This window comes from Paenibacillus sp. P4_E11, assembly GCF_056401635.1.
The window spans coordinates 1-24,373 of record NZ_JBFUIX010000090.1 but is presented as its reverse complement, the minus strand read 5'-3'; the positions used below and the strand labels follow the sequence as shown (position 1 = coordinate 24,373).

Annotated in this window: 20 protein-coding genes; 17 read left to right on the top strand and 3 right to left on the bottom strand. The window is 49.4% G+C overall.

Annotated features, from left to right (window positions below):
- Positions 1–179: 179 nt before the first annotated feature.
- From AC1DWB_RS25555 to AC1DWB_RS25505, 11 genes are all read left to right on the top strand, one after another.
- Positions 180–905 carry an HNH endonuclease gene (locus tag AC1DWB_RS25555; protein WP_477543914.1) on the top strand — a complete coding sequence of 242 codons (726 nt, stop codon included), beginning with the start codon at positions 180–182 and terminating at the stop codon, positions 903–905.
- A 164-nt stretch (positions 906–1,069) separates the two neighbouring features.
- Entirely contained in the window at positions 1,070–1,375 is a 306-nt protein-coding gene (locus tag AC1DWB_RS25550) for a hypothetical protein (protein WP_477543913.1), read from the top strand.
- Positions 1,376–1,544: 169 nt separating this feature from the next.
- Positions 1,545–2,126 carry a type 1 glutamine amidotransferase family protein gene (locus AC1DWB_RS25545; RefSeq protein WP_477543916.1) on the top strand — a complete coding sequence of 194 codons (582 nt, stop codon included), beginning with the start codon at positions 1,545–1,547 and terminating at the stop codon, positions 2,124–2,126.
- A 257-nt stretch (positions 2,127–2,383) separates the two neighbouring features.
- On the top strand, positions 2,384–3,544 hold the full coding sequence (locus tag AC1DWB_RS25540) for an ROK family protein (RefSeq protein ID WP_477543912.1): 1,161 nt from the start codon (positions 2,384–2,386) through the stop codon (positions 3,542–3,544).
- A gap of 192 nt (positions 3,545–3,736) precedes the next feature.
- Positions 3,737–5,353 (top strand): extracellular solute-binding protein, encoded by a 1,617-nt coding sequence (locus AC1DWB_RS25535; protein ID WP_477543911.1) that lies wholly within the window; start codon positions 3,737–3,739, stop codon positions 5,351–5,353.
- A gap of 20 nt (positions 5,354–5,373) precedes the next feature.
- Complete coding sequence (locus AC1DWB_RS25530) at positions 5,374–8,124, top strand: fibronectin type III domain-containing protein (protein ID WP_477543910.1); 2,751 nt, start codon at positions 5,374–5,376, stop codon at positions 8,122–8,124.
- 41 nt (positions 8,125–8,165) lie between these two features.
- On the top strand, positions 8,166–8,768 hold the full coding sequence (locus AC1DWB_RS25525) for a YdcF family protein (RefSeq protein WP_477543909.1): 603 nt from the start codon (positions 8,166–8,168) through the stop codon (positions 8,766–8,768).
- A gap of 77 nt (positions 8,769–8,845) precedes the next feature.
- Positions 8,846–9,778, top strand: a complete 933-nt coding sequence (locus tag AC1DWB_RS25520; protein ID WP_477543915.1) for an ABC transporter permease — start codon at positions 8,846–8,848, stop codon at positions 9,776–9,778.
- Between the two features lie 16 nt (positions 9,779–9,794).
- Positions 9,795–10,676, top strand: coding sequence for a carbohydrate ABC transporter permease (locus tag AC1DWB_RS25515; RefSeq protein WP_477543908.1), 882 nt, complete (start codon positions 9,795–9,797; stop codon positions 10,674–10,676).
- A gap of 32 nt (positions 10,677–10,708) precedes the next feature.
- Positions 10,709–11,902 (top strand): ROK family protein, encoded by a 1,194-nt coding sequence (locus AC1DWB_RS25510; RefSeq protein WP_477543907.1) that lies wholly within the window; start codon positions 10,709–10,711, stop codon positions 11,900–11,902.
- A gap of 27 nt (positions 11,903–11,929) precedes the next feature.
- Positions 11,930–12,718 carry a Cof-type HAD-IIB family hydrolase gene (locus AC1DWB_RS25505; protein ID WP_477543906.1) on the top strand — a complete coding sequence of 263 codons (789 nt, stop codon included), beginning with the start codon at positions 11,930–11,932 and terminating at the stop codon, positions 12,716–12,718.
- A gap of 160 nt (positions 12,719–12,878) precedes the next feature.
- Here the strand turns inward: AC1DWB_RS25505 and AC1DWB_RS25500 are convergent, their stop codons facing one another.
- Together AC1DWB_RS25500 and AC1DWB_RS25495 are read right to left on the bottom strand one after the other, a co-directional pair.
- Positions 12,879–14,237, bottom strand: coding sequence for an ABC transporter substrate-binding protein (locus AC1DWB_RS25500; RefSeq protein ID WP_477543905.1), 1,359 nt, complete (start codon positions 14,235–14,237; stop codon positions 12,879–12,881).
- Positions 14,238–14,292: 55 nt separating this feature from the next.
- Entirely contained in the window at positions 14,293–15,966 is a 1,674-nt protein-coding gene (locus AC1DWB_RS25495; protein WP_477543904.1) for a hypothetical protein, read from the bottom strand.
- A 228-nt stretch (positions 15,967–16,194) separates the two neighbouring features.
- On the opposite strand from AC1DWB_RS25495, the gene AC1DWB_RS25490 reads away from it, so the two are divergent.
- Positions 16,195–17,037, top strand: a complete 843-nt coding sequence (locus tag AC1DWB_RS25490; protein ID WP_477543903.1) for a cupin domain-containing protein — start codon at positions 16,195–16,197, stop codon at positions 17,035–17,037.
- Positions 17,038–17,169: 132 nt separating this feature from the next.
- On the opposite strand, the gene AC1DWB_RS25485 is transcribed toward AC1DWB_RS25490, so the two are convergent.
- Positions 17,170–17,469 (bottom strand): hypothetical protein, encoded by a 300-nt coding sequence (locus AC1DWB_RS25485; protein ID WP_477543902.1) that lies wholly within the window; start codon positions 17,467–17,469, stop codon positions 17,170–17,172.
- Between the two features lie 241 nt (positions 17,470–17,710).
- Here AC1DWB_RS25485 and AC1DWB_RS25480 point away from each other — a divergent pair, with 241 nt between their 5' ends.
- The 5 genes from AC1DWB_RS25480 to AC1DWB_RS25460 all read left to right on the top strand — a co-directional run bounded on the left by AC1DWB_RS25480 (position 17,711) and on the right by AC1DWB_RS25460 (position 24,218).
- Positions 17,711–18,520 carry a phytanoyl-CoA dioxygenase family protein gene (locus AC1DWB_RS25480; RefSeq protein WP_477543901.1) on the top strand — a complete coding sequence of 270 codons (810 nt, stop codon included), beginning with the start codon at positions 17,711–17,713 and terminating at the stop codon, positions 18,518–18,520.
- A gap of 33 nt (positions 18,521–18,553) precedes the next feature.
- Complete coding sequence (locus AC1DWB_RS25475; RefSeq protein WP_477543900.1) at positions 18,554–19,594, top strand: GntR family transcriptional regulator; 1,041 nt, start codon at positions 18,554–18,556, stop codon at positions 19,592–19,594.
- Entirely contained in the window at positions 19,576–21,987 is a 2,412-nt protein-coding gene (locus AC1DWB_RS25470; RefSeq protein ID WP_477543899.1) for a glycoside hydrolase family 2 protein, read from the top strand. Before AC1DWB_RS25475 ends, AC1DWB_RS25470 begins: the two co-directional genes overlap by 19 nt.
- Positions 21,988–22,712: 725 nt before the next feature.
- Positions 22,713–23,573, top strand: a complete 861-nt coding sequence (locus AC1DWB_RS25465) for a helix-turn-helix domain-containing protein (protein WP_477543898.1) — start codon at positions 22,713–22,715, stop codon at positions 23,571–23,573.
- A gap of 60 nt (positions 23,574–23,633) precedes the next feature.
- Positions 23,634–24,218: a YdeI/OmpD-associated family protein gene (locus AC1DWB_RS25460; RefSeq protein WP_477543897.1), complete on the top strand. Its 585-nt coding sequence runs from the start codon at positions 23,634–23,636 to the stop codon at positions 24,216–24,218.
- Positions 24,219–24,373 lie beyond the last annotated feature (155 nt).

Genomic DNA, 24,373 nt, shown 5'->3' with positions numbered 1-24,373 from the left:
GAGCTACCGTATGGCGTATATCATATTGAACAGTTGTTTGAATTGGACAGTATTCTGCATCCTATTATTCAGGAGGTCACCTTCGAAACCCGATTTAATGGTGAGCCTGTTAGGACAATCTAAATAACCGATAATGCACGACGAAATCATTTTCTTGATCAGTATGATATACTCGGGGTATGACAAGAGATAGGAAAATTCATCGACAAGAGCCGGAATCGGCGTACAAAATATGCGTGCAGTGCGGGACGCCCAAGTTGTTGGAGGAGTTCGCCAGCAGAAGTGGCCGAAGTGGGGGACGAAGAAGGCGCCGGGGGACGTGCCGCGATTGCCGTCAGTTGGAGCCGAAGTCCGAACTTCCTGCAGCCGAAGCGGATAGGTCGGTCGTCGCTTCCGAGGCGGAGGACAAGCCGAAGCGCCGCAGACGAAGACGGGGCAAGGGGAAGAAAGTGCCCCCGATGGTGCTCCCCGCTCTGATCCGAAACGAAGCGCAAGCGCATAAGACCAAGATCGATCCTCAAGATGCGTCGGTTCTCAAGCCGACGAGGCAGGGCTTCATTCGGATGCGCGGTAGAACCGATAACGGCCGATCGTGGTACCATGAGATCGATCTGGAGCTTGCAGCGATCCTCGTACGGGAACGCGCTGCTGTTGTCGTCAATCCGCATACGATTCGGCGCCTATACAGCAACAAGGAATTCCGTCGCATGATTATGACGCGGGATCGTAATACCTGCCACTATTGCGGCCGATACGGCGATACGTTAGATCATCTGCTGCCCCGTACCAAGGGTGGTCATACGACCCCGCTCAACGTCGTCTGTGCGTGCAACGAGTGCAACCAATCGAAGGCGGCCCTCGACGTGGACGAGTTTATCCATAAAGCCGGGCTTTCTAAGCGCTGACTTTAGGACATTCCTGGTCCCATTAAAACGATCAATCCCCTCATTATCGGGAAATTGATCGTTTTTTTGTTGGGTTAATGCTCCATGGTCACCAAGGAAAATGACGAAGCATGTCGAAATCAAGAGGGCAACTACTAATTTTGTTATTTGTAAAGGACTGCGCCATGTTTAAGAAACTTACGGTATTGCTCGGGATGATCAGCATATTTTGCATCGTCACCGTCATTAATATTTTCCAATGGTTAACCCCGACTGTGGATTACCCGCGAGCAAACGGTGGAAATGTAGACGCCTTGGGGTGGGAATTCTCGAGTCAGGGCAGCATTCCTCTACGTGGACAGTGGGAGTTCTACGAGAATAGACTCTTGGGTCCGGACGATTTTCGCAAGGCTGGGACAGGCCTGGCTTCCGAGCGGCGTATCGTTCAAGTACCTGGAGGGTGGAAAATCGATGTTGACTTCGGGCGATAAGAAAGGTTACGGAGCAGGTACTTATCGTCGAGGATCACGATCGGATCGATCGCTGATGGCCACGGTATGGGTTATTTCCAATAATTCACTTCAACTGCATAACTCTTGGCTATATGATGAATACATGAAACGAATCGAGCATTATGAAACTTTATGGAGGATTTTTATTATGAAAGAAGTAGTTGTATTTATTACCGACGGATTCGCGGATTGGGAAGCCAGTTACGTTACGGCAGAATTGAACAAGCCTGAAACCGGATTTCGCGTCACAACCGCCGCTATCGACAAGCAGCCGAAAGTGTCCATGGGAGGGTTCAGAGTCATACCAGATTACGATCTGACCGACTATCCCGCCGCATATGACCTGGCGATGCTCATTATTCCCGGGGGCACTGGCTGGAGAGATAAACACAATCAACAAGCAAAATCGATAATTGAATATTGCATGCAACATGAGGTGCCCGTTGCCGCGATTTGCGATGCGACGACCTTTCTAGCCAATCACGGCTTTCTGGAAAACAACAAGCATACGGGAAATGCGCTAGGATTCATGAAGGAAAGGGCGCCGAATTATCGCGGAGACCGCCATTATATCGACGCGCAGTCCGTATCAGACGGCAATGTCATTACAGCGAATGGAAGCGGAGCGGTGGAATTTTCCAGACACATATTAGAGCGTCTTGGCGTGTACGAAGGCGAAGAGCTTGAGGAGTGGTACGCCATTTTTAAAAAAGGATATTTTCCGCAGTAAGCTCCTCCCGTATGTGGCAAGGAATACTTCAACTGAACATTCAATTGATTGAGGCTGCCAAAATTAACGGCAGCCTTGTTGTATTAATYGGTGGGCGATCTGAACTCTTCTCCAGAGGGTTTCTTAATTTTTTGAACAAAATAAGTGTTGATTTCCAATGGATTTAAAATTAGAATAGTTAATAAATCAATTTGATTAACTTTTAAACTAATGAAATCTTGTAGCAGCCAAACGAAGGGAAGTGATCGTTTCGCACAATGGATCGAGTGTCCAGTCAACAATTGCTGAAATCCATTAATCAACAGAAGGTGCTGCAGCTCATCCATAGCGAAGGACCGATATCCAGAGTAGAGCTCTCCAAACGAATAGGGCTCACCCAGCAGACGGTAACGAATGTCGTGAACCGCCTGTTGGAGGATAGCATCGTTCTGGAGGGTGAGCCTATTCCCGGTGAGGGAGGGCGCAGGCCCATTCCCTTGACCGTTGACAAGGCTAGCTTGTATGCGATTGGAATCGAAGTGGCTGTCAAATACGTGAGTGGTTCCTTGGTCAATTTCAAAAATGAAGTGATCGCGGAGGCGAAGGTTGACGTCACGGTGTTTAAGCATGAAGAACAGCCGCTCGCCTGCGTCGAGCAGATCATTCAGACCCTGCTAAGGAAGGCATCTCAGCCTTCCAGGGTTCAAGGAATCGGTTGCAGCATCCAAGGTCTTGTCGATGCGGCTTCGGGTATCGTGCTTCGATCCCCGGGGCTTGCGTGGAGGAACTTTCCGTTGAAGAAGAGACTCGAAAGCAAGTTCCAACTCCCTGTCTATATTGAGAACGATGTTAATTTGTTGGCGACGGTGGAGAGCTACCAAGGCCGCTTGGCGGACGCCGACAACAGCATCATTCTTAAGCTGGACTACGGCATTGGAGGTGCGGTTGTGTTTCAGAACCAGCTCTATCCCGGTTCTACGCATGTCGCTGGTGAATTCGGCCATTACAAAGCATTTACCGGCTCCGACGCGCTCAAGTGCCATTGCGGAGGGAAAGGTTGCCTGACTACGCTTGCCTCCATCAGCGGGCTAACCGGCCACAAGAAGCTGACCCTGGAGCAGTTCAGTCGCCAGGTGACCGAAGGCAATGAAGAAGCAGTTGCTTTATTCCTGCTCATAACACGGGGAGTAGGGCAGGCGTTGGCCAATATTGTCACGTTTCTGAATCCCGATCATGTTCTGCTTACTGGCAAATGGATCGAGACTTTCGGAGAACGGCTCGTTGCGGATTTGCGGTGGCAGTTGCTGGAATTAACCCCGGAATCATGCCGGGGGGTTCGGCTGCTTCCAAACGAGGAGCCGATGAACGAGTCGGTTCTGGCCGCGGGCTTTGCGGTCAAACACTTTTTCGAGGTTCCCTTGAACAGCTTGTCTCTATAAGCTGCGGGGAGCCGCATTTTCGGAGAGCAAATAAAGCGCTTCCAAATTATGTGATTTACTTTATCTTAGGATTCCGTTAACACTGCCATAACAAATAGGTTTTAGTATTAAGTTATTAAATCAAATTGATTAACTTGAATCTATGAGCGTTATAAAAAAGGGTAATAAAAAATTTAACTTAGAGGTGTAACCATGAAACCATTTCGTAGTCTTACTGCTGTTTCCGCCATATTAGCCATGAGCATGCTCGCTTCCGCATGCGGCGGGAAGAGCGAGTCCGATTCAGCCGCAGTCGAAACTTCGAAGCCGTCCGATCCGGTGTTGAATGTGACCGGCTTTCCCATCGTGAAGGAGCCCGTCAAGCTTGCCTTCTTCACAGGCCGGAATTCGGGCGGAGCGACCAACTTCAATGAAACGATGCTGTGGAAGGAATACGCCAAGAAGACCGGGATCGATGTCGACTTCCAACTGGTCAACTTCGAGAACCTGAGCGAGAAATTCAATCTGGCAATGTCCAGCGGTACATATCCGGATGCCTTTCATACCGCAAGAATTACTACCGCCGATCTGACCAAGTACGGCAGTCAGGGCATGTTCATCCCCTTGAACGACATGATCGACAAGTATGCGCCAAACTTCAAGAAGCTGCTCGATCAGTACCCCGCCATTAAGAAAGGGATCACGATGCCGGACGGCAAAATTTATTCCGTGCCGCTCGTATACGAGCCGGACTTCGTGGCGATCTTGGTCAGCCAGAAAATGTGGATCAACAAGGACTGGCTGACGAAGCTCAACTTGAAGATGCCGACGACATTGGATGAGTATTATGAATATTTGAAAGCCGTAAAGAATACGGACCTGAACGGAAATGGAAAGAAAGACGAGATCGGCTTCGGTGGTGTCGGTACCGGCTCCATTCTGGAGGTACTTAAGGGCTCGTTCGGACTCATGAATCGCGGTACGAATCACCGTAACGTAGATGTCGACCCGTCCACCAACAAGCTGAGATTCATTCCGACCGACGACCGCTACAAGGAACTGCTGCAGTATTTGAATAAGCTGTACACGGATGGGCTTATAGATAAGGATATCCTGACGATGAAGAATCCGGAATTCGCAGCCAAAGGCTCCCAGGGCTTATACGGCTCGCTAACGACCTCATTCCCGGAAACGGTGATGGGTCAGAAAAACTATGAAATTCCGGGACCGCTCAAAGGTCCTCGCGGGGACCAAATGTTCACGAACATCCAGAATCCGCTGGCGCAGCCGGGAGCGTTCGTCATTACGGATAAGAACAAGCATCCGGAAGCGACGATGCGCTGGATCGACTACTTCTTCACCGAAGAAGGGCAGAAGATGTTCTTCATGGGCTTCAAGGATGTGACCTATGTGGAATCGGCGGACGGCAAGCTCCAATACAAGGACGAGATTCTCAATAATCCGGGCGGCATGGAACAGGCGCTGCTCAAATACGTCACTTGGCCGGGCGGAAGTTATCCGGGTTACGTCACGAAGAAATATTTCAAGTCGGTAACCGAGAAGATGAACGACCAGCATAAGGCGCTGCTGCCGGGTCTGCCGAAGGAGAATTGGCCGGCGTTCACGTATACCGTGGAAGAATCCGATCAAATGAAGGCGATCTGGACCGATCTCAATACATACATCGACCAGATGACCGTGAAATTCATTACCGGGACGGTACCGTTCACCGAATGGAGCAGCTACGTGGCTACGATCAAGAAGATGAAGGTAGACGAATACATGAAGTTGTACGATGCCGCGGCCGAGCGCTATAAGAACGCGAAATAGTCTTTGGAGGAGGAATAGGAATGTTCGCCAAAAAGCTGTTGAAAATCGCCTTGCTAAGCACCGTAGTTCTTTCGGCAATCCCTTTCATGAACGGAAATGAAATTGAAAAAGCGAGCGCGGAAGGGGTATCCATGCCGACGCCGCCTCTCCTGATAACCGAAATCGTTCCCAACTCGGAGAATAAAACGAACAACGCGGGCAAAGTCGTAGACGGATTCGAATACATCGAGCTGTACAACAATAGCGACGCTCCGGTTCCCTTGAAGGGCTATCAAATCTTGAATTACGCCAGCTCCACGTTGTCCCGTTGGAATCTGACTGCTGATCAAGTGGTTCAACCCCACACGGTCATGGTGCTCTGGGTGAAATCGCCGGACTTAACCGTGACGTTGGACGAATTCAATGCGAGCTACGGAGGCTCGCAGGTCACGGCCGGCCAGTTCTATGAGATCGCCGGTCAAGGGTTGTCCAACACCGGCTCCCGTCGCCTGATCCTGTCCTCGCCGGATGGCATCGAGATCAGCCGGGCCGAATACGTCGGCATTAACGACGTCTCCGACAATACAAGCATCGTTTACGCGTATCCGACCGATGGAACGAGCTTGATGCGTAAGGTCGCGAACAAGCAGACGCCGACACCGGGTTCGCTTGTAGCTGGGCAAGCTCCAGGTTCGTACGCGCCCGCACCCCCTTCAGGCTTGGCGGCCAAGGCGGGAGACCGGGAGGTGCAGCTAAGCTGGAACGCTCCGGCTGCAGGAACGGCGGCTGTGCAGTACCGCATCTATGTGAACGGTAAAATGTTGAACGATACCGTAACAGACAGTACTTATAATGCTTATACCGTTAAAGGGTTAACGAATAATACGACTTACACGATCGGCGTCGCGGCGTTAAGTGAAACGAATCAAATGTCGGTCCCTACTGTGGTCAAATCGAAGCCTGTCCCTCCGGCTCCTGATACAGTAAAGCCGACCGCCCCCAAGGGCTTGAACGCCCAGGCCGGTTACGGGGAAGTGGCGTTGGCATGGCAGCCCAACACGGAAGCGGATATCGCCGCTTACCGAATCTACAAGGACGGCAAGCTGGCCGTAACGGTAAACGATGCTACTTATTCGGCTGCGGTGCAGGCCCTGACGGGAGGCGTGTCTTACCGGTTCGAGTTGACAGCCGTGGATTCCTCGAACAACGAGTCCTCCAAGTCGGCTGCCGTTACGGCGGTGCCGGACCATCAGATCGTCACCCAAGAGAGCATGGGCTTCCAGGTGGAGGAGCCATTCCCACCGTTCGAGGAGTACTTGAATGTAAGCCAGCCGGGGGTTGTCGTTCCGGGCTTACGCCAAGGACTCGTCCCGCAAGGAATGGATTACATCGACGGCAAGGATTGGTTCGTTCTCAGCTATTACCGGCCGGACAAACGGCCGAGCATGCTGACGTTCGTGGACGCGAATACGGGCAGCATGACCAAAGCGCTGCATCTGTACAACACGGACGGTACGATCTATAACGGTCATGCGGGCGGAGTAACAGTCAGCCGCAAGCATGCCTGGATTGCCAACAACCGATACCTGTACCAGATCGATTTGCAGGATATCGATGCTCAAGCGAGCAACTCGAATCTTAAGTTCACACCGAACGGGTTCGCTGTGTATAACAACGCCTCCTTCGCCACCTATGCGGACGGCACGTTGTGGACGGGCGATTATTACCAGCCGCCCAGCTATCCGACTGATCCAAGGCAGCTGTTGACCAACCGGGACGGCGTCGAATATGGGGCTTGGCTGACCGGTTACAAGCTGGATGCGGAGACGGATAATTTGCCTGCTGATCAAGCACCGGAACCGGGTAAAGCGGCCATTCCGGACTATATCTTATCGATTCAAGGGAAGATTCAGGGAGCGGCCTTTACGGGCGACGATATTCTGCTGAGCTATACGGCGGAGAATGCTTACAGCCAGTTGTTGAAGTACAGCAATCCGATGCATGAGGCGCCTCATACGTACGTTACAATCGATGGCAAGCAAGTGCCGGTCTGGTTCCTCGACAGCGTCAATCAGAAAGACGTGATGACGATTCCGCCTTATGCGGAGGAGATTGTCGTTCGCAACGGACTTGCGTATATCGACTTCGAATCGGGCTCCAACACTTATAGTCCTTACGCCTACTACCCGATCGATCGGGTTCATGCTGTAGATCTCCAAGCCTGGGAGCGGTACGGCAAAGTATTCGTGGAAGGTCCGGCGTCCCCCATGATGCACCACGACCAAGGGCAGCTTAAAGTGACGCATGAGCTGGGCGAGAAGGGGACGTTCAACGTGACCGCGCAAGCGGTATTCACGAGCAGCAACCCGTCGGTTGCGACAGTCAGCGCTTCAGGCCTCGTTACGGCCGTGGGGGTAGGGGAAGCAACCATAACCGCCTCCGTGAATGAAGTGGGTTCCGCCGGATATGCAATCCAAGTGCAGCCGAGATTGCAGTCTATAACGCTTAAAGACTTGAACGATTGGGTCAAAAAGGGTACGCAGACCCCTTTAAAGGTTGTGGCCTCATACAGTGACGGCTCTACCGTAGACGTCACGGCCAACTCGCATTGGGTGGTCAGCAATCCCAGGGTGGCTGAAGTGACGGCCGATGGCGTTCTAGTCGCCAAGTTCCCCGGACGCACTCTAATTCGMGCTGAATTCGGCGGCATAACGACTTCTATGTTCCCGGTTATTGTCAGGGGTACCCCTGACCATCATCCGAATGAGGAATCCGAATTACAAAGCGAGTAAACCAGCAACCGACAGTCAGACAGAGAAAAGGAACGGAAGCTATGACTATACTGTTAATCTTGCTAGGAATCGTAATTGCTGTACCGGTAATCTATGTGCTGTGGATGCACGGCAGCCGTCTGCGCCAAGCAGATGCGGATGCGCTGATCGTGCTTGGCTACAGGTGCGACAACGATGAGATTCACCCATTTCTAAAGGAAAGGCTGGATACTGCCCTTCGTCTGATGGCCGGACATTCCTACTCCTGCGTCATCTTATCGGGCGGGTCCGTCGCCTCCTCACGAAGCGAAGCCCAGATCATGTACGATTATTTGACCGGCTGCGGGGTTGACCCGCAGCTGCTTGTTATGGAGGCTTGGTCTCGCAACACGGTTCAGAATATGGTGAACTGCGAATTGTTGATGAAGGAGAGAGGCCTTTCGACGTGTCTGGTCGTCTCCAACTCCTTCCATATACGCAGGATGAACTATATTGTGAAGTCGCTCGGGATCAAGGCCCTGTTCTATGCAGACCGCCGCCCTTCCACCCTCCTGAAGCAGTTGAAGCTGACATGGCAGGAGATCCGGGCCTTCCGGCTTACGCTGCCTTGGTTGGATAAAGTGGCCCAGATGGATCAGAAGCATATGATGGGCAAAAACAACTAACCGGTGTCCACACATTAGACAGAGAAGTAAGGTAAGGAGATGTTTTGTTCATGCAGCAACATCAAGCTCAGGGTGCAATGCGGACGGGGGCACAGCATTCCCGCTTTCGTAAATCTTTGCTCGCTTATTTGAGAAACTGGCAGCTGTACGTCTTGTTGCTCCCGGTCATCGCTTATTTCGTTATTTTCGAATATTTCCCTATGTATGGCGTACAGATCGCGTTCAAGGATTTTATAGCTAAGAAAGGTATCTGGGGCAGCCCCTGGGTCGGCTTCAAGCATTTCCACCGGTTCTTCGACAGTTACTTCTTTTGGCGGTTGTTGAAAAATACGCTCGGGATCAGCTTGTATCAATTGGTCGTCGGATTCCCTGTCCCGATCCTTCTGGCCCTTATGATCAATGAGGTTCGCCAGTCCAAGCTCCGGAAATTCGTGCAGACCGTTACGTATGCGCCGCACTTCTTGTCCACTGTCGTCATGGTCGGCTTGATCTTCATCTTCTTGAACCCGAATACGGGCATGGTCAATCACTTCCTGAAGTTGTTCGGCATCGAGCCGATTTCGTTCATGACGGAGGCGGGCTGGTTCAAGACGATTTATGTTTTCTCCGGCGTCTGGCAGCAGATGGGGTGGAGCTCGATCATCTATTTGGCCGCGTTGTCCGGTATCGATCCGCAGCAGCATGAAGCGGCTAGGGTGGACGGGGCCAACCGGATCCAGCGCATATGGCACATCAACATTCCGGGGATATTGCCAACTATCGTGATCCTGCTTATCCTTCAGATGGGATCGCTGATGGGGGTAGGCTTCGAGAAAGTGTTCCTGATGCAGAACAACCTTAATATGGACAGCTCGGACGTCATCTCCACTTATGTGTACCGGAGCGGGATATTGGGCGCCCAGTACAGCTTCTCGGCTGCGGTTGGCCTGTTTAATTCCGTGGTGAACTTTATTCTGCTGATCTTGGTCAACTTCATCTCACGCCGCTTGAATCAGACGGCTTTGTGGTAATTAGGAGGGATATACCGTGGGACAAACCCGGGGAGACCGTTTATTTGATATCATTAACATTTCACTGCTCGTAGGGATTTCGCTGGCCGTCCTGTATCCGCTCCTATTCGTGATGAGCGCCTCGATTAGCAATCCCGTTCACATCGTCTCGGGCRATATGTGGCTATGGCCCAAAGAGATTACATTTAACGGATACAAACGGATATTTGAGAACAAAGATATTATGACCGGTTATGCTAACACCTTGATCTATACTGTAGTGGGTACGACCGTCAATCTGGTGCTAACGATCTGTGCAGCTTATCCGCTCTCTCGGCGGGATTTGAAAGGGCGTCATCTCATCACGGCGCTGATCGTCTTCACGATGTTTTTCAGCGGCGGTCTTGTGCCTACTTATTTACTGATCAAAAATCTGGGGATGCTGAACACGATGTGGGCGTTGATTCTGCCTAGCGCCATATCCGTCTACAATGTCATCATCATGCGAACGTTTTTCCAGACCAGTATCCCGCATGAGATGCAGGAAGCCGCTTCCATCGACGGCTGYGACAACTTCCGTGTTCTTACCCGTGTTGTGCTTCCGTTGTCAATGCCGATCATCGCGGTCATGATCCTGTTCTATGCGGTCGCTCATTGGAATGCTTTTTTCAGCGCGCTTATCTATTTGCAGGATCGTAACAAATTTCCGCTTCAACTTATCCTGAGGGAAATCCTCATTCAGGGGCAAATGCAGGATATGGTGGACATGACCGACGACTCCCTGGTCAAGAAGATCATGGAGATTGAAGGGATCAAGTACGGGGTCGTAGTCGTGGCCAACCTTCCGGTGCTGATGCTTTATCCGTTTTTGCAGCGTTATTTTGTCAAAGGCATTATGATCGGGGCGCTCAAAGGATAAGGAAGATTACGGAAATCGGATGTTATGGTAAGATGGAGCGGAGAAAGGTCGGTGTAGGGATGGGAACGGAGAAAACGACGAGCCACCAATTATTGAAATCGATCAACCAGAAGAAAGTGCAGCATCTCATATTCGCGGAAGGTCCAATATCCAGAGTGGATCTCGCCGAGAAGACCGGACTGACCCAACAGACCGTTACCAATATCGTCAACCGTCTTCTGGACGAGGATGCGGTGGTCGAAGGAGCACCCGGCATTAGCAATGGCGGCCGCAAGCCGGTCCCGCTGACGATTAACGGCACTGGCATGATGGCGATCGGCATTGAGCTTGCGGGCAAATACGTTCGAGGCACGTTGTGCAATTTCCGGTACGAACCCCTAGGCACCGCCGAACGGTCCGTGAATAAGTATGAGAGCGAGGAAAGCTTGTTCGCCATCGTCTCATCCGTCATAGATGAACTTCTCGCGCTTCTCCCCGATTCCAGTCGGGTGAAGGGGATCGGCTTGAGCATCCAGGGACTGGTCGATTCCAAGCAAGGTATTGTGCTCCGATCTCCGGGCTTGGGGTGGAAGCGATTCCCTTTGGCCGAATGGATCGAAAGTAACTATGCACTGCCTTGTTACTTGGAGAACGATGTGAACTTGCTGTCTTTGAACGAAAATATGCACGGCTGTTTGAACGGCTCTGCTAACAATATAACATTGAAATTCGATTACGGGATTGGCGGCGCCATCGTGGCCAATCGTCAATTAATCATCGGTTCCCATTTCGTCGCTGGCGAGTTGGGACATTACAAGGCGTTTGCAGGATCAGACGGCTACCGCTGTCATTGTGGGGGTGTAGGGTGCTTGACGACACTTGCTTCGACAAGCGGATTGAAGCGCAATACCGGTCTTACGATCGAGGAATTCGCCAAGCGTGTCCAAGAGAACGATTTTCCCACGCTACAACTTTATGAGAAGATCGAATCGGCTATCGTGACGGCCGTCAGCAACATCATAACGTTTCTGAATCCGGATCATGTGTTGCTGACCGGCGTCATATTGGAAACGTTAGGGGACACCGTGGTCCCCAGATTGAAAGAGAAAGTGCTTGCTAATATCCCCGAAACTTGCAGAGGCGTGCGCCTAATCGAATTGAAGCTGAAGCCGAACGAGTCCGTCTTGGCCGTCGGTCTCGTGTTGAAACGGTTCTTCGAAGTTCCGGTAGACAGTTTGTCGCTGTAAGGTTCGGTTTCGAGAGGAACGTAAAGGATGACCACATATAAATTGCTCGCTTTGGATTTGGATGGAACACTGCTTACCGATGAGAAGACGATCACGGAAGAGACCAAGCTGTGGCTGAGGCGGGCGGCTGACAGCGGGGTGACCGTGCTGTTCTCGACCGGGAGGGGGGTCCAGACCGCGGAGCTATTTTGGCAGGAACTCTGTTTGGCCTCCCCGATGGTGCTGTTGAACGGGGCTGAGATCTGGAAAAGCCCGGGGCGTCTATGGAAACGTACGCTGCTGCCACGGGAAGAAGTTCGACTTATGCACGATCTTGCCGTACGCTGGGAGGCGATGTTCTGGGCCTATAGCGTGGAGAGTCTGACCAGTCGGCGGAATTGGGATGTGACGATGTTCGACCGGGACTGGATGAAATTCGGCATCCGGCATGAGGTTCTCAATGTCCTCCAGCAAATCCGCGAGGAGCTGCAGATGTGGGGCACGCTGGAATTGACTAGTTCGGCCCCTGTCAATCTGGAGATATCCGTGAAAGGGATCACGAAGGAGAGCGGAGTCCGGGAAGTATGCGGGCTGTTGGGAATAGAGATGGCCGACGTGATGGCGATCGGGGACAGTGAGAACGACCGTCATTTGTTGAAGGCCGCCGGACTTGGCGTTGCGATGGACAATGCGGAGGCAGGGATCAAGGCGATTGCCGGTGCAGTGACGGATTCGAACAATCGGGACGGCGTGGCCAAAGCGATCCAGAGGTTCGTGTTCGGATTGGACGTTCCTGGCTGGGAATATAAGGTTGAAGGTTGGAATCTTCGATCCTAAGGGCAGGGAATTCGGTTTGGTCCAGGATGAACAAGCGCTTGCCTACAGTGTTGACCCAATAGGTGTTCCTATGGCCTTATCTAAAATTCCCGCCCATCTTTTTCCAACTATTCATTGACAAAAACACCGGATAATCATACCCGATGTTTTACCTGTTTCTTTATTGGCTTTTCGCTGTGTTAATGGCCTGGTTGATTTTCTCCTCAGTCACTCGGAGTGTTGTATTTACATCCGTTCCGTTTTTGATCATCTTGGTATATTCGGTTAGCAATGCGTTGCTGCCGCTGACCTTGCCATCCCATGCAGGATTTGTGGCGGGTGTGGGCGCGAATTGGTTATAGAACAACGCTTTGAAGTTTTTATTTTGGAGTTTTGGATTATCTTTACCGAGAGCTGTCCGAATCTCTTCATTGTTCAAGCTTGTCGGACGACCTTCCTTGTTTCCAAGCTTATGCACTTCATCCGAAGATAAATGAGCTACGACCTGGAATGCCTGCTCGGCCTTTCCGTTCACATTACTGACGAAATAATAGATGGTGTTCGATTGAAATCCGATGCGCTTTGCTTCAGGATACGTTGGTGCAGCCACTAAATCCCAGTTCAGATCCGGATCGTTCTCGAACCGGCCGTATCCAGACATCGGGGAAGTAACCATGGCCACATTTTTGTTTTTGTTAAATGCGGTAAGTTCTGAATTAGCGGAAAAGTCACCTTCCGGTTTGTTGCCCGGAATGTCGTAAAACCGTTTATACGTATTAAGTATTTTCTGAAATCCGGTCGTATTAACCGTAGATTTATCTTCCGTCGCATGAATGAAAGGCAGGGAAAGCTGGTTTTCGGTAAACATATTGCTATAAAACATCGACATACCCCGGTACTGGACACCCTCCACCGAACGAGTCATGCGTACAGCCGTATCGTACACTTCATCCCATGTCATTCCATCTTTCGGATATGGAACACTGAATCGGTCAAACAGATCTTTGTTATAAAAAAGTACGATGCTGCTCAAAAATTTCGGCAACCCATACAGCTTGCCGCCCGAAGCATTAAGCACCGATTGGATCGAAGCCGGTTCGAATCGGCCTATATCGTAGTTATATTTTTTAATAAGAGGAGCCAGGTCATATTGTAAATTAAACGATGTCAGGCTGCTGTTCATTCCGCTCAGTGAAGTTATTGTAATATCCGGAACCTCGCCTCGGGTGACCAGGTGTTCCATGCTAAGATCTTTTTCTGTCACAACATATCGCAGCGTATAATGCGGATATTGCGCACGAATTGGAGCGGCCATCGTACGTTCAAACTCTTCCTTTGTAATAGAAGGTATTGTAGAGTAGACCAACAGTTCAGTCCCGCTTAGCCGGGCTTGGCTCACATCCTTGACACCCTCGGAATTCGAAGCTTCTGCTGCCGGATCTTTAGTCGCCCCTCCGTTTGAACAAGCGGTTGTTATCATCAATGCGGTAACGGCTGCATATGTTAGGATTCGTTTTATTTTAGTATTAAATTGATTCATAGAAAGTTCTCCCCTAGTTATGTATATAGTCTCATCATGCGAAAGCTGCCAGCTATCATCCGTCTACTTGCCATGCAACCCTAAACGATTGATGGGGATCATGGTTTCCTGTAGCCGGATTCGTAATCTGTACGTACAAATAGTTTTGGTCGGCGCTAATTATATGAACGGCCCGTAGAGGCGCGTTAATTAGAACTGCACTTTTATAGGTCGGCGTAGCAAAGATAGAATGTTGAATTTGAGCCTTACCGGTAGCGTCTGTAGTTACGACCGTTTCACCTTTGCGGTTTCGGAGGCTGGCATATTTGATATTGTTATGTGTCGATGGCATACAATTGACAGCCATAGATACGTTCTCTATATCGCGCGTCAGGGCGCCTGTGTATCGTCCGCCGTTTACAGTTCCGCTTCCTTTACTAATAATCCCATAGTTAAAACTGGCGGCGCTAAGCTTGGAATAGTCGCAATTTGCAAGATTCATCGGGTTGTCGAAAGCTCTCAGCTCGCGTGTCGGCTGACTATCCAGATTAAGATAGGCCTTGCAATTATACAATAACGGCAACGCGGCGTCGGAGCGGACGTTGGAATTACGGTAGGCACATGCAAAGGCCGCACCGCTTGTGACGTCATCTATACCATGTATGAACACTTGCACCCCTGCTAATTCCGGTGCCGTGAAATCTGCTTTCACTGCGCCCTGTCCCGGTCCAAGCCCGTCCACCATAACGATCGTGTTGTGAGCAAAACCAGATACGTCCGAAACGCGCATCGAGTTGCCTGAGAAGTTCAGGAAGCTGAGGCCGATCCGCCGGCCGTGCAATACGGCAGCACGTACTCCGCAGTTTTGATAGCGACCGGTGTTCGGGTTAAAGAAAGCGAGCGCTTCATCCGCCCCATCATTGTAAATATAAGTTCCGTCTTCTACGATGACGCTTGTCGAGCGCCTGCTTATATCGCTGCCGAGGTAGACGTCCCGAACCCACATACCGCCAAGCGATTGTCCGGGAAGCCTCTGATGCACAACATAGCGACCGCGGATGCTAACCCTGTTGTTGTAAAAATAAAAGTCCGGCAAATTAGTTTGAGTCACGTCGCCGGAGCCCCAGCATTCACAATCAAGCTGAATCGTAGAGTCTATAAGACCGATGAACCGAAACGGCGTATGCGGCTTCCCGGCAACCGAATTGCGGAATTCCACACGGAATTGCAAATTTACTTTGTACTGTCCGAGACCTCCAGGCATGGCGATAGCGGAATCTGCAAAAACGAAGCTCGGCTGTGTAACCTGAAATTGGGCGTCACTTACGATTCGCAGCTTGCCTGGCCCGACCATGTCGGTATTGCGAAGCACCAGCGACGAATCGATCAGGTGGTCGCCGTCTATCCAGATCGGCACCTGTTTATCGATCAGCTCCTGCAATTTGGCTACAGCAGAACCATCGCCGACAGGAACCCCATACTTAGTAGTGCTAATTCGGGAACCGCCGAAGTTATTCCAATGTTCTTTATAGGCTTCACCATATACAGAGTCCGTTACTGAGTTCTCCTTGGCGAAGGCAGGAAGTAAGCCGTTCCCCTTCCACAAACCCGCCGAGGCTGCAGTGACTCCGGCAATCCCAATCGTGGTCAGCAGCTTTCTTCTACTGATAAAGCGCTCCCCCATTGTTGAATCGATCGTATCCGTACTGGTATCCGCCTTATAATCAGCTTGGTCCGATTGTTTATTCATCGAGTAATCCCCCCTATTCTGAAACTTGCTGGTGAAAGCACTTTCACTATGAATTCTATATAGAAACCCAGTTTGGAGTAAATGGAATAAAGAAATAAAACACGGAAAAATAGTTGATCAATCAAAAATCCGTAATTCTGTTCTTTTTTCCATTCCTTTAAGGATTTAAAGCCTTATACTTAATAGTGTAGAACGATTATTTTTTATTACAGGTCAAGGAGTGACAAAATGGACAACGCTTTTTTCTCCAGATTCCACCCCCGGATCATTGATGTCGTATTGCGGGAGCGATCGTTTTGGACACTTCGTAAACAAGAAGGAGTCCTGGCCTTCGAATCGCAGTCCTCCTATAGAAGAAACTTTATGTTCGCGTTCGAGGGGCAAGCTACACTGGACGTTGACGATGTCAGTTACTCGCTTTCGGCCGGTTCGGTTTTTTATTTTCCGCTTGGCAGCCAGATTCGGCTTACCTCACCGGCAGACCGACGCCTGCAATTTTACTCCATTCATTACGATTATGTGCTGGTTGACTGGGGTGGTGATGCTGTAAAATGCTCCGGACCTGCCGAGCGAAACCTCCCGCTTCCGATTACGATGAAAGTCCCCGATGTCAACAGCATTGCCAACCATATGCGGCATCTGCACGATCTATGGGACGGGAAAAACGCGGATTATGAGTGGAAAGCTCGTCTCGCTTTTTTTAACCTGCTAAACGATGTGATCGACCTGCACACGCAGACGCTTTCAGGGGACCGGATTCATCGTTCCATCAAGCAGTGTATGGAATATATTAAAACTCATTATGCCGAGCCGCTGGAGCGAGAAAAGCTGGCTGAGCTTTCCTCTTTATCCTCCAGTTATTTTTCGATCATTTTCAAAAAAGTGGCGGGTTACACTCCGACCCAATACATCACCAAAGTAAGACTCGATAAAGCAAAACATCTGCTGCAAAACAGCAACATGAAAATATCCGAAGTCGCTAGGGAGGTCGGATTCCAGGACCCGCTGTACTTTGGCAGAGTATTCGCCAGCTATACGGGCTTGCCGCCCAAAGAGTTCAAAAAGGCTTGATCATATAATGGCGGGGAGTTACACGGACTCTATGCTAGCCTCATTTAGAGCTATTTCATGTGCAAAGAGCCCCCTTCTCCACTCAAATCGGTGGAAACGGAGGTTCTTGGATGTGTAATTATGGTGACCAGTTCAATGATTAGAACCACTTTTGGGACAGTCTCCCTCGTTCGACAGCTCAGCTGTCAACACTAGGCGATTGTACGGATCAGCGGTTACAGGGCAGGAACTGTTCATACAGATTAGCCGCATACTGATGGCTTCTTTCGTACGATCTGCATTGTGAGGCGTATGTACGACATTATGCCGTCCCAGCAGCGGGTCGATCAGCGGCAGCGACTCGATATCGAATACGTCGGCAGCCAGACTTAACTCGTCAGCAAGCACTCGTCTTCGAAGTTCGTCCATATCGCAGATGTGGGCGATCAGCAATCGCTACGATGTTCTGGAAGAGGTGATGCGAACCTTTGTGAAACGCTGGCGCATCGAAGTGTTCTTTCGAACCGCCAAGCAAGATCTGGCTTTTGAGAACTGTTGCACGAAATTTACCAAGGTTTCCCTCGAAATGCATAGGTCCTGACAATGAAATACCCATTGACAATAATCCCCAACACTCATACAATCTAATTGTATTAATCGATAATACAATTAGATTTATTGGGAGGGTTCATCCATGTCGCAAATTTATCAGTTGACGGAAGAGCAGAAACAACGGTACGCGGATAATGGATATTTAGTTGGACTGCCGCCGGTGTTCACCAAGGAAGAGATTGCGGGGATGCGTGAGGAATTGAAGCAATTGGAGGCATTGCTAGAGGCAGGTGAGCAGATGCTGCATATCCGCGACTGGCACCTAACAAGCAAGTGGATTTATGACATCAGTAAGAACCCGCAAATCTTGGCTTACGTTGAAGGCATCCTTGGACCGAATTTTTTTATGTGGGGCTCCCAATTTTTTGCGAAAGAACCGAAATCACCAGACCGTGTCGCTTGGCATCAGGATGCCTATTATTGGCCGCTTAGCCCGCATCATTCGGTAACCGTATGGCTGGCATTCACGGATGTAGATGAAGCGAATGGTGCTATGCGCGTTATACCAGGTACACACAATAAAGGCTTGATCAAGCATCGATCGATTGCGGATAATTCAGTGCTTACGTTAGAATTAGAGGAAGGCACCTTCAATGAGGCCGATGCGCAGTCACTGATCCTCCAAGCCGGTCAACTGTCGCTGCATGATGACAATATAGTGCACGGTTCTCCACCGAATACATCGGATCGCTGGCGTGTTGGACTGACCATTCGCTATTCTTCGACTGAGGTTAAATGCGATATGACACGATCCCCTGGATTCAAAGCTTTTATGATGCAAGGTGTAGATGAAAATCGGTATAACCCGCATGGCGACATTCCAACAGAGCGATTCGGACGTCTGCCCATAGATTATTTTGCTGATGACTCGGGTGTGGTAAAGCCGAAATAAACTGGTTATGGCAAGAAAGGTCGGTACGCAAGCATGTCCCTGTATCTTCAATTGAAAGACCAAATCTTGAAGAAAATCATTGATGGCACTTATGAGATTGGACAGACTTTGCCAACCGAGCATGAATTATGTGAGCAATATGGTCTGAGTCGTGTGACTGTGCGTAAAGCCTTGGACGAATTGAAGCAAGAGGGACTTCTTACGGGAATCCCCAGACAAGGAACAGTCATCACGAGGCGCGAGGGTGGATTCAGCGGTTCTCTGGATCTCATTGCACTTGTTGCTGCTGTCCAGGATCCGTTCTTTTCCAAGTTCATGGAGTATTTTGAAGGGGCTGCTGAAGAGAACGGATCCCTCATGCTGTTCAAACAAGATTTTCAGGGCGTAGCTTACCAGTCTGTAAAGCTCTTCTATCGTTTGATGCAGAAAAATATTCGGAATGTGGTTATGTGGCCGCAGACTACACAAATCGACTTTGAGCTTTTGAAGCGATTGCGTGCAGTTGGCATGAATTTCGTGTTTTTTGATCAAGATTTTGATAACCCTGTGGCGGATTGTGTGCTATTGGATAATGAACATGCGGTCACTTCGCTGTATGCACATATTCGGGAAACGTATTCGGGAGATATTGTATATATCGGCTACGAAGGACTGGATCTTCCGAGTGCTGTAGCACGTGAACAAGCTTTCCTCAAGGTAAGTAACGGTACCGGTAAAATATACAATATTCCCTGGCGCAACAAGGAAGAGAAGGAAATCCACAAGCTGATGGAACGGCTTCGTATCGAGGGTGTGTTGCCGGCAGGTATTATTTGCAACAGTGGCGGGATCGGATTATTCGTAGCACGGTATTTACGTGAAAGTGGGCTTGAGGGCGAGCAGATTCCACTGGCGACTGTCGATTATATGCCGGACCACGACGAGTATCCACTTGTCGCTTACAAGCAACCCATGCGACAGCTGGCGGAAAAGGCCTATCAACGGCTGGTCGTGCAAAATAATCAAGCCCTAAGCTGGCAAGCTGGGACTTATGCCATTCAGGGAGTTCTTATGAAGTGTGGGCAAGCCAAGTGACGATTGGGGTGGGACAGCTGATTGCGCAAATGAAATCGCATAAGTTAGATGGACCGTGGAAGCTTTATTACTTTCCGCAGGGGCAATATCCGATTGATCATCCATCCGGCTTGGGCACTCTTGGCTTAGTCGGACAACCGATATCCGCTGTTGTTCCGGGGAATGTAGAGCTGGATCTCGTGGCGGCTGGTGTTATTCCAGACCCGCGTATCGGCGACAATATTCACCAATTGTTGGAATACGAACAGTATGAATGGTGGTATGAGCGCGAGTTCACGGTAGATGAGCTGACGAATAAGCTGCCGTTTTCACAAGGTGAAGGGGGCGGCGTGCTTAAAAAACCAACGGTGGAGCTGTTGTTTCACGGCGTGGATTGTTTCGCTACGTATTGGCTGGACGGTCGTGAGATTGGCCGTTCCGATAATATGTTGATCGAGCATCGTTTCGATGTAACCGGACAATTCGTACCTGGTAAACAACATGTGCTCTCCATCCGGCTGAAATCGCCTATTCTGGAAGYGCTTCAGAAAACGTACGATCCGTCGAGCTACGCTTTGCCGGTCAACTTCGAGTCGCTCTGGATTCGCAAGGCTCCGCATAGCTTCGGTTGGGATATATTCGGAAGGGCGGTATCCTTCGGACTGTGGCGGTCCGTGGAAGTCGTCGTTCACGATCCGAATGAAATTGCTGAGCTATACGTGACGACGACTAAAGCGACGAACAAGAAGGCAACGGTTCAGCTGTATTATCAACTGGCTGTTGAGCCGCGCAAGCTGTCTGATCTGAAGCTGCGTGTGACGGGCGTATGTCGTGACGCTACATTTACCGTGACCAAGACGCTGAAATTTGCCTATGGAAACATCGAGTTGAACGTGGAAAACCCGAAGCTGTGGTGGCCACGTGGATATGGAGAAGCGGATTTATATACACTGACGACGGAGTTACTCCACCAGGATGAAGTAATTGCCTGTCGAACGGATACGATAGGCATTCGGACGTTAGAGCTGCTTCGCAGCGATGTAACGACGCTGGAGCAGCCTGGGCAGTTTCAGTTTCAAGTAAACGGTGTCCCTATTCAGATTAAGGGCTCGAATTGGGTGCCGATGGATATTTTTCATAGCAAGGATGCTGCAAGATATGCGGAAGCGATTGATTATGCCGTTGACCTGAACTGTAATATGCTGCGTTCCTGGGGTGGGAATGTGTATGAGGACCACGCTTTCTTCGATCTGTGCGACCAGCATGGTATCCTTGTGTGGCAGGATTTCGCCATGGCTTGTGCGATTTACCCGCAGGCGCCAGAATTCCAGGACATGCTGCGTAAGGAAGCAACGGCTGTCGTGCGGAAGCTGCRTAATCATCCTTCGCTTGCGGTATGGGCTGGCGATAACGAATGCGACGAGTTTTTCTTGCTGCGAGGGCTCGACCCCAATCAGAACATTCTGACTCGCAAGGTGCTGCCGGAAGTGGTGTTCCAATGCGACCCATATCGTCCGTATGTGCCAAGCTCCCCCTATGTATCTCCAGAAGCCTACAAGTTGAACACACCAACTGCTTGGCCAGAGCGGCATTTGTGGGGCGTGCGGGACTACTTCAAGAGCGTGTTCTATTCCACGGCGACCATGCATTTTATTGGTGAGATGGGTTATCACGGCTGTCCGAATATGTCGACCATGAAGAAATTTCTCGATCCAGCTTATCTATGGCCATGGCAAGACAACAAACAGTGGATTACGCATGGCACCGATCCGCTTGGTGACCCCGAGTCGATGTACCATTTCCGTGTGAAGCTGATGGCAGATCAGATTGGCGAATTGTTCGGGGAAATTCCCGATACGATTGAGGATTTTATACTGGCGTCCCAAATTTCTCAGGCTGAAGCCAAAAAGTATTTTATTGAAAATTCCCGGATGAAGCCACAATGCTCGGGTATTCTGTGGTGGAATTTACTCGACGGCTGGCCGCAGTTCTCGGATGCGGTCGTGGATTACTATGGCGGTAAGAAGCTGGCCTATCACTACATTAAGCGGGTGCAGCAGCCGGTATGTGTCATGATTGACGAACCGCATAACTGGCACGTTACCGCGAAGGTCGGCAACGACTCCAATCAGGTTGCGAACGGAACATTCCGCGTATGGGATGCAGACAGCGGGGAATCGATGCTTGAAGGCGTGTTTGAAGTTATGCCGGGCCGTACAGTCGAGATTGGGAAGATTCGTGCACCATACAGTGCCCAGCGCCTGCTGTTGATCGAGTGGACCATAGGCGGAGTGACGTATGGCAACCACTATATGATGGGATCGCCGGGGTTCTCATTCAAACAATATAAAGGCTGGCTGGATCAGATTGCGGCACTTCCATTCTCGTTCCGTGCAGAACAAGTTGGTTCCTAAGTATGGGTAGAGCCGGATGGAAATCACGGTGTTAAGAAAAGCTGCTAACAATCGCTTCTTAGGGATGGTTAGCAGCTTTCTATGTGTGTTGGTACTCTAGTATAATCCCTGTACCTAATGTCGGATTACAAGGACATTACCACATTGAGAGTCGCGTATATCGTGGCTCTTTTCATTTATGTTGTCAAGTTCTTGTCTCGGGGCAATGACAAGAACTTGACAACATGCCCCACAGAATGGTGTTCTGTCAAAACAGTGGCTCCGAATAGTTTAAAAGAGTTGCACGGGTGACTGCGGCTGATGAGATCGGCACCTGGTTGCGTTGTTCTTCATGGGTAGAGTGGGAGAAAACTTTACAAGCAGGGCATCTATGATCAAGGGGACCAATCTCGTAAGTTGATGTCAACGGATAGCAGCTAAGAACCACCATAAAATGGACAGAGGAGGAGGAACCAACTTATCGGAGTACTATTGTCTCATTTGAAGCAAACCGACGACACGAACTCGAGTTACTATTCAGGCCAATGGGCCCGACTCACCGCCGCACGAATCATTAAACAAACGGGCAGGATAGTTCAATACATTCCAGTGTAGCGTTTAATTCATTACCTTCGTCCAATCAACCTACAGTTGAGTTGTCTTTTCCAAGGGTTGCTGTACTTACCTTCAGAATCCATCCATACTTAAGCTAGGTTAATAAACTTTGTTATGGAGGTAGATTTTAGTTGATTGATCCTATTGCAGTTGGAGAAGGTATAGCAAGTAGAAGAAAACGATTCGGTATGACACAAGACGATTYGGCGAGGATGTTGAATATTACGGCACAAGCGGTTTCCAAGTGGGAAAATGGACTTTCGTTGCCAGATACGTCGATGTTACCCTTGCTTGGATATGCTCTTAACATGTCGATAAATGAAATGCTTATTGTCAAGGCTGTACCATTCAACGAGAAAACGGATATACTTGTTTTCAATCAGGATTTCGCAGTTTTCTCTTTAGACCAGTGGGAGGGTGCTGAATTTATCCCGAACTATACTGGGTTTCCTCAGACACTTAAGTTGGTCGAAGTCGAAAACAGGAAGGTGCTATTGGTACATACGTCGGAGAGACCCACTTGCAAGAGAAGAGGATTTGCAAACAAAGATTCGATAACTCTTGTCCCGAATACAATTGTTGAACTGACATTCAAGCCGTTGGGCAACATTGACGGGATTATGGAATTGTGGATGTATGACAAGAAAACTTCGAATTCCATTCAAGTTGCGATCCGCGGTGGTAATTATGGGGAGGATCGGGAATTTGTAAGTGCTGTTTCTGGGTCAAATGTACAACACACTCGAAACGCATTTAGCTATAACGAGTGGCATACATTCCACATTGAGGTTAAGCCTAATGTCACTGTCATATCACTTCTTGATGCAGACCGAAAAATCATTCAAAGTTATTACTACGATATGACATCTGCAGATCTATTTCAGCAGTATCATCTTATCATCAGTCAAGAATTGGGGTATCCCAACGATTCTAATGAATGGCATATGAAAGCCTATGTCGAAAAGCTCCAAGTGTACGTTAAAAGAAAATAAAAAAACGTAAATAGGGGTGCTGTTGAGACAACACTTAGTCATAAATTTGAGGTGTTTAAATTGAGTGAATTCAAAATTACTTATGTACCGCAACCAGATTTCTCATCATGTGATGAAGCATGTTTAGCAATGGTTGCACAAATTCCAATAGAGGAAGCAGTTTCGGCGATGAAAGGCAAGAGAGGATCAGGGTTTTCTCATTTTTATAAAGCATTAAAAAAATATAAGATTGATTATTTAAGCTGGCGTTCTGTTGATAACATTGATGAACTTCCCCCGCTATGTGTGTTAGGGGTCAATTTCCCGACATATGCACATAGTGTGCTTTATTATGATGGTATTTTTTATGACCCTGAGTTTGGAGTATTAGAAAGTTATACACCCGAAGGGAAAATCGCGCATTATTTAGAACTTTTTATTGATGAAATTTATGAAAACAGACGGATAGATATAAGAATACCAGATGATTTTATGGAAGCATTTCACAGAGATCCAGTGGCATATGAAATTTTCAAGAGCTTGTTGTATCCACAAAAATCAAAGTGTATTAATGGAATAAGCCACTATAAAAATCCCGCCGTTAGAAAGAACAGTATTGGCAAGATACTGGCGGACCTTAAGAAATCTTGTTCATTAAGACGTTAAACTAAACGGGAACGATAGTTGAATCACCAGAAAGGCCGTCGAGTAATCGGCGGCCTTTCTGTACATATTATGGAAGCTTGATCCTAACCGTGGGATTGAACTTTCTTCGAATTATGCTTTTTAATGGCTCGTTCCAGCGGTCATAAATGCTAAGC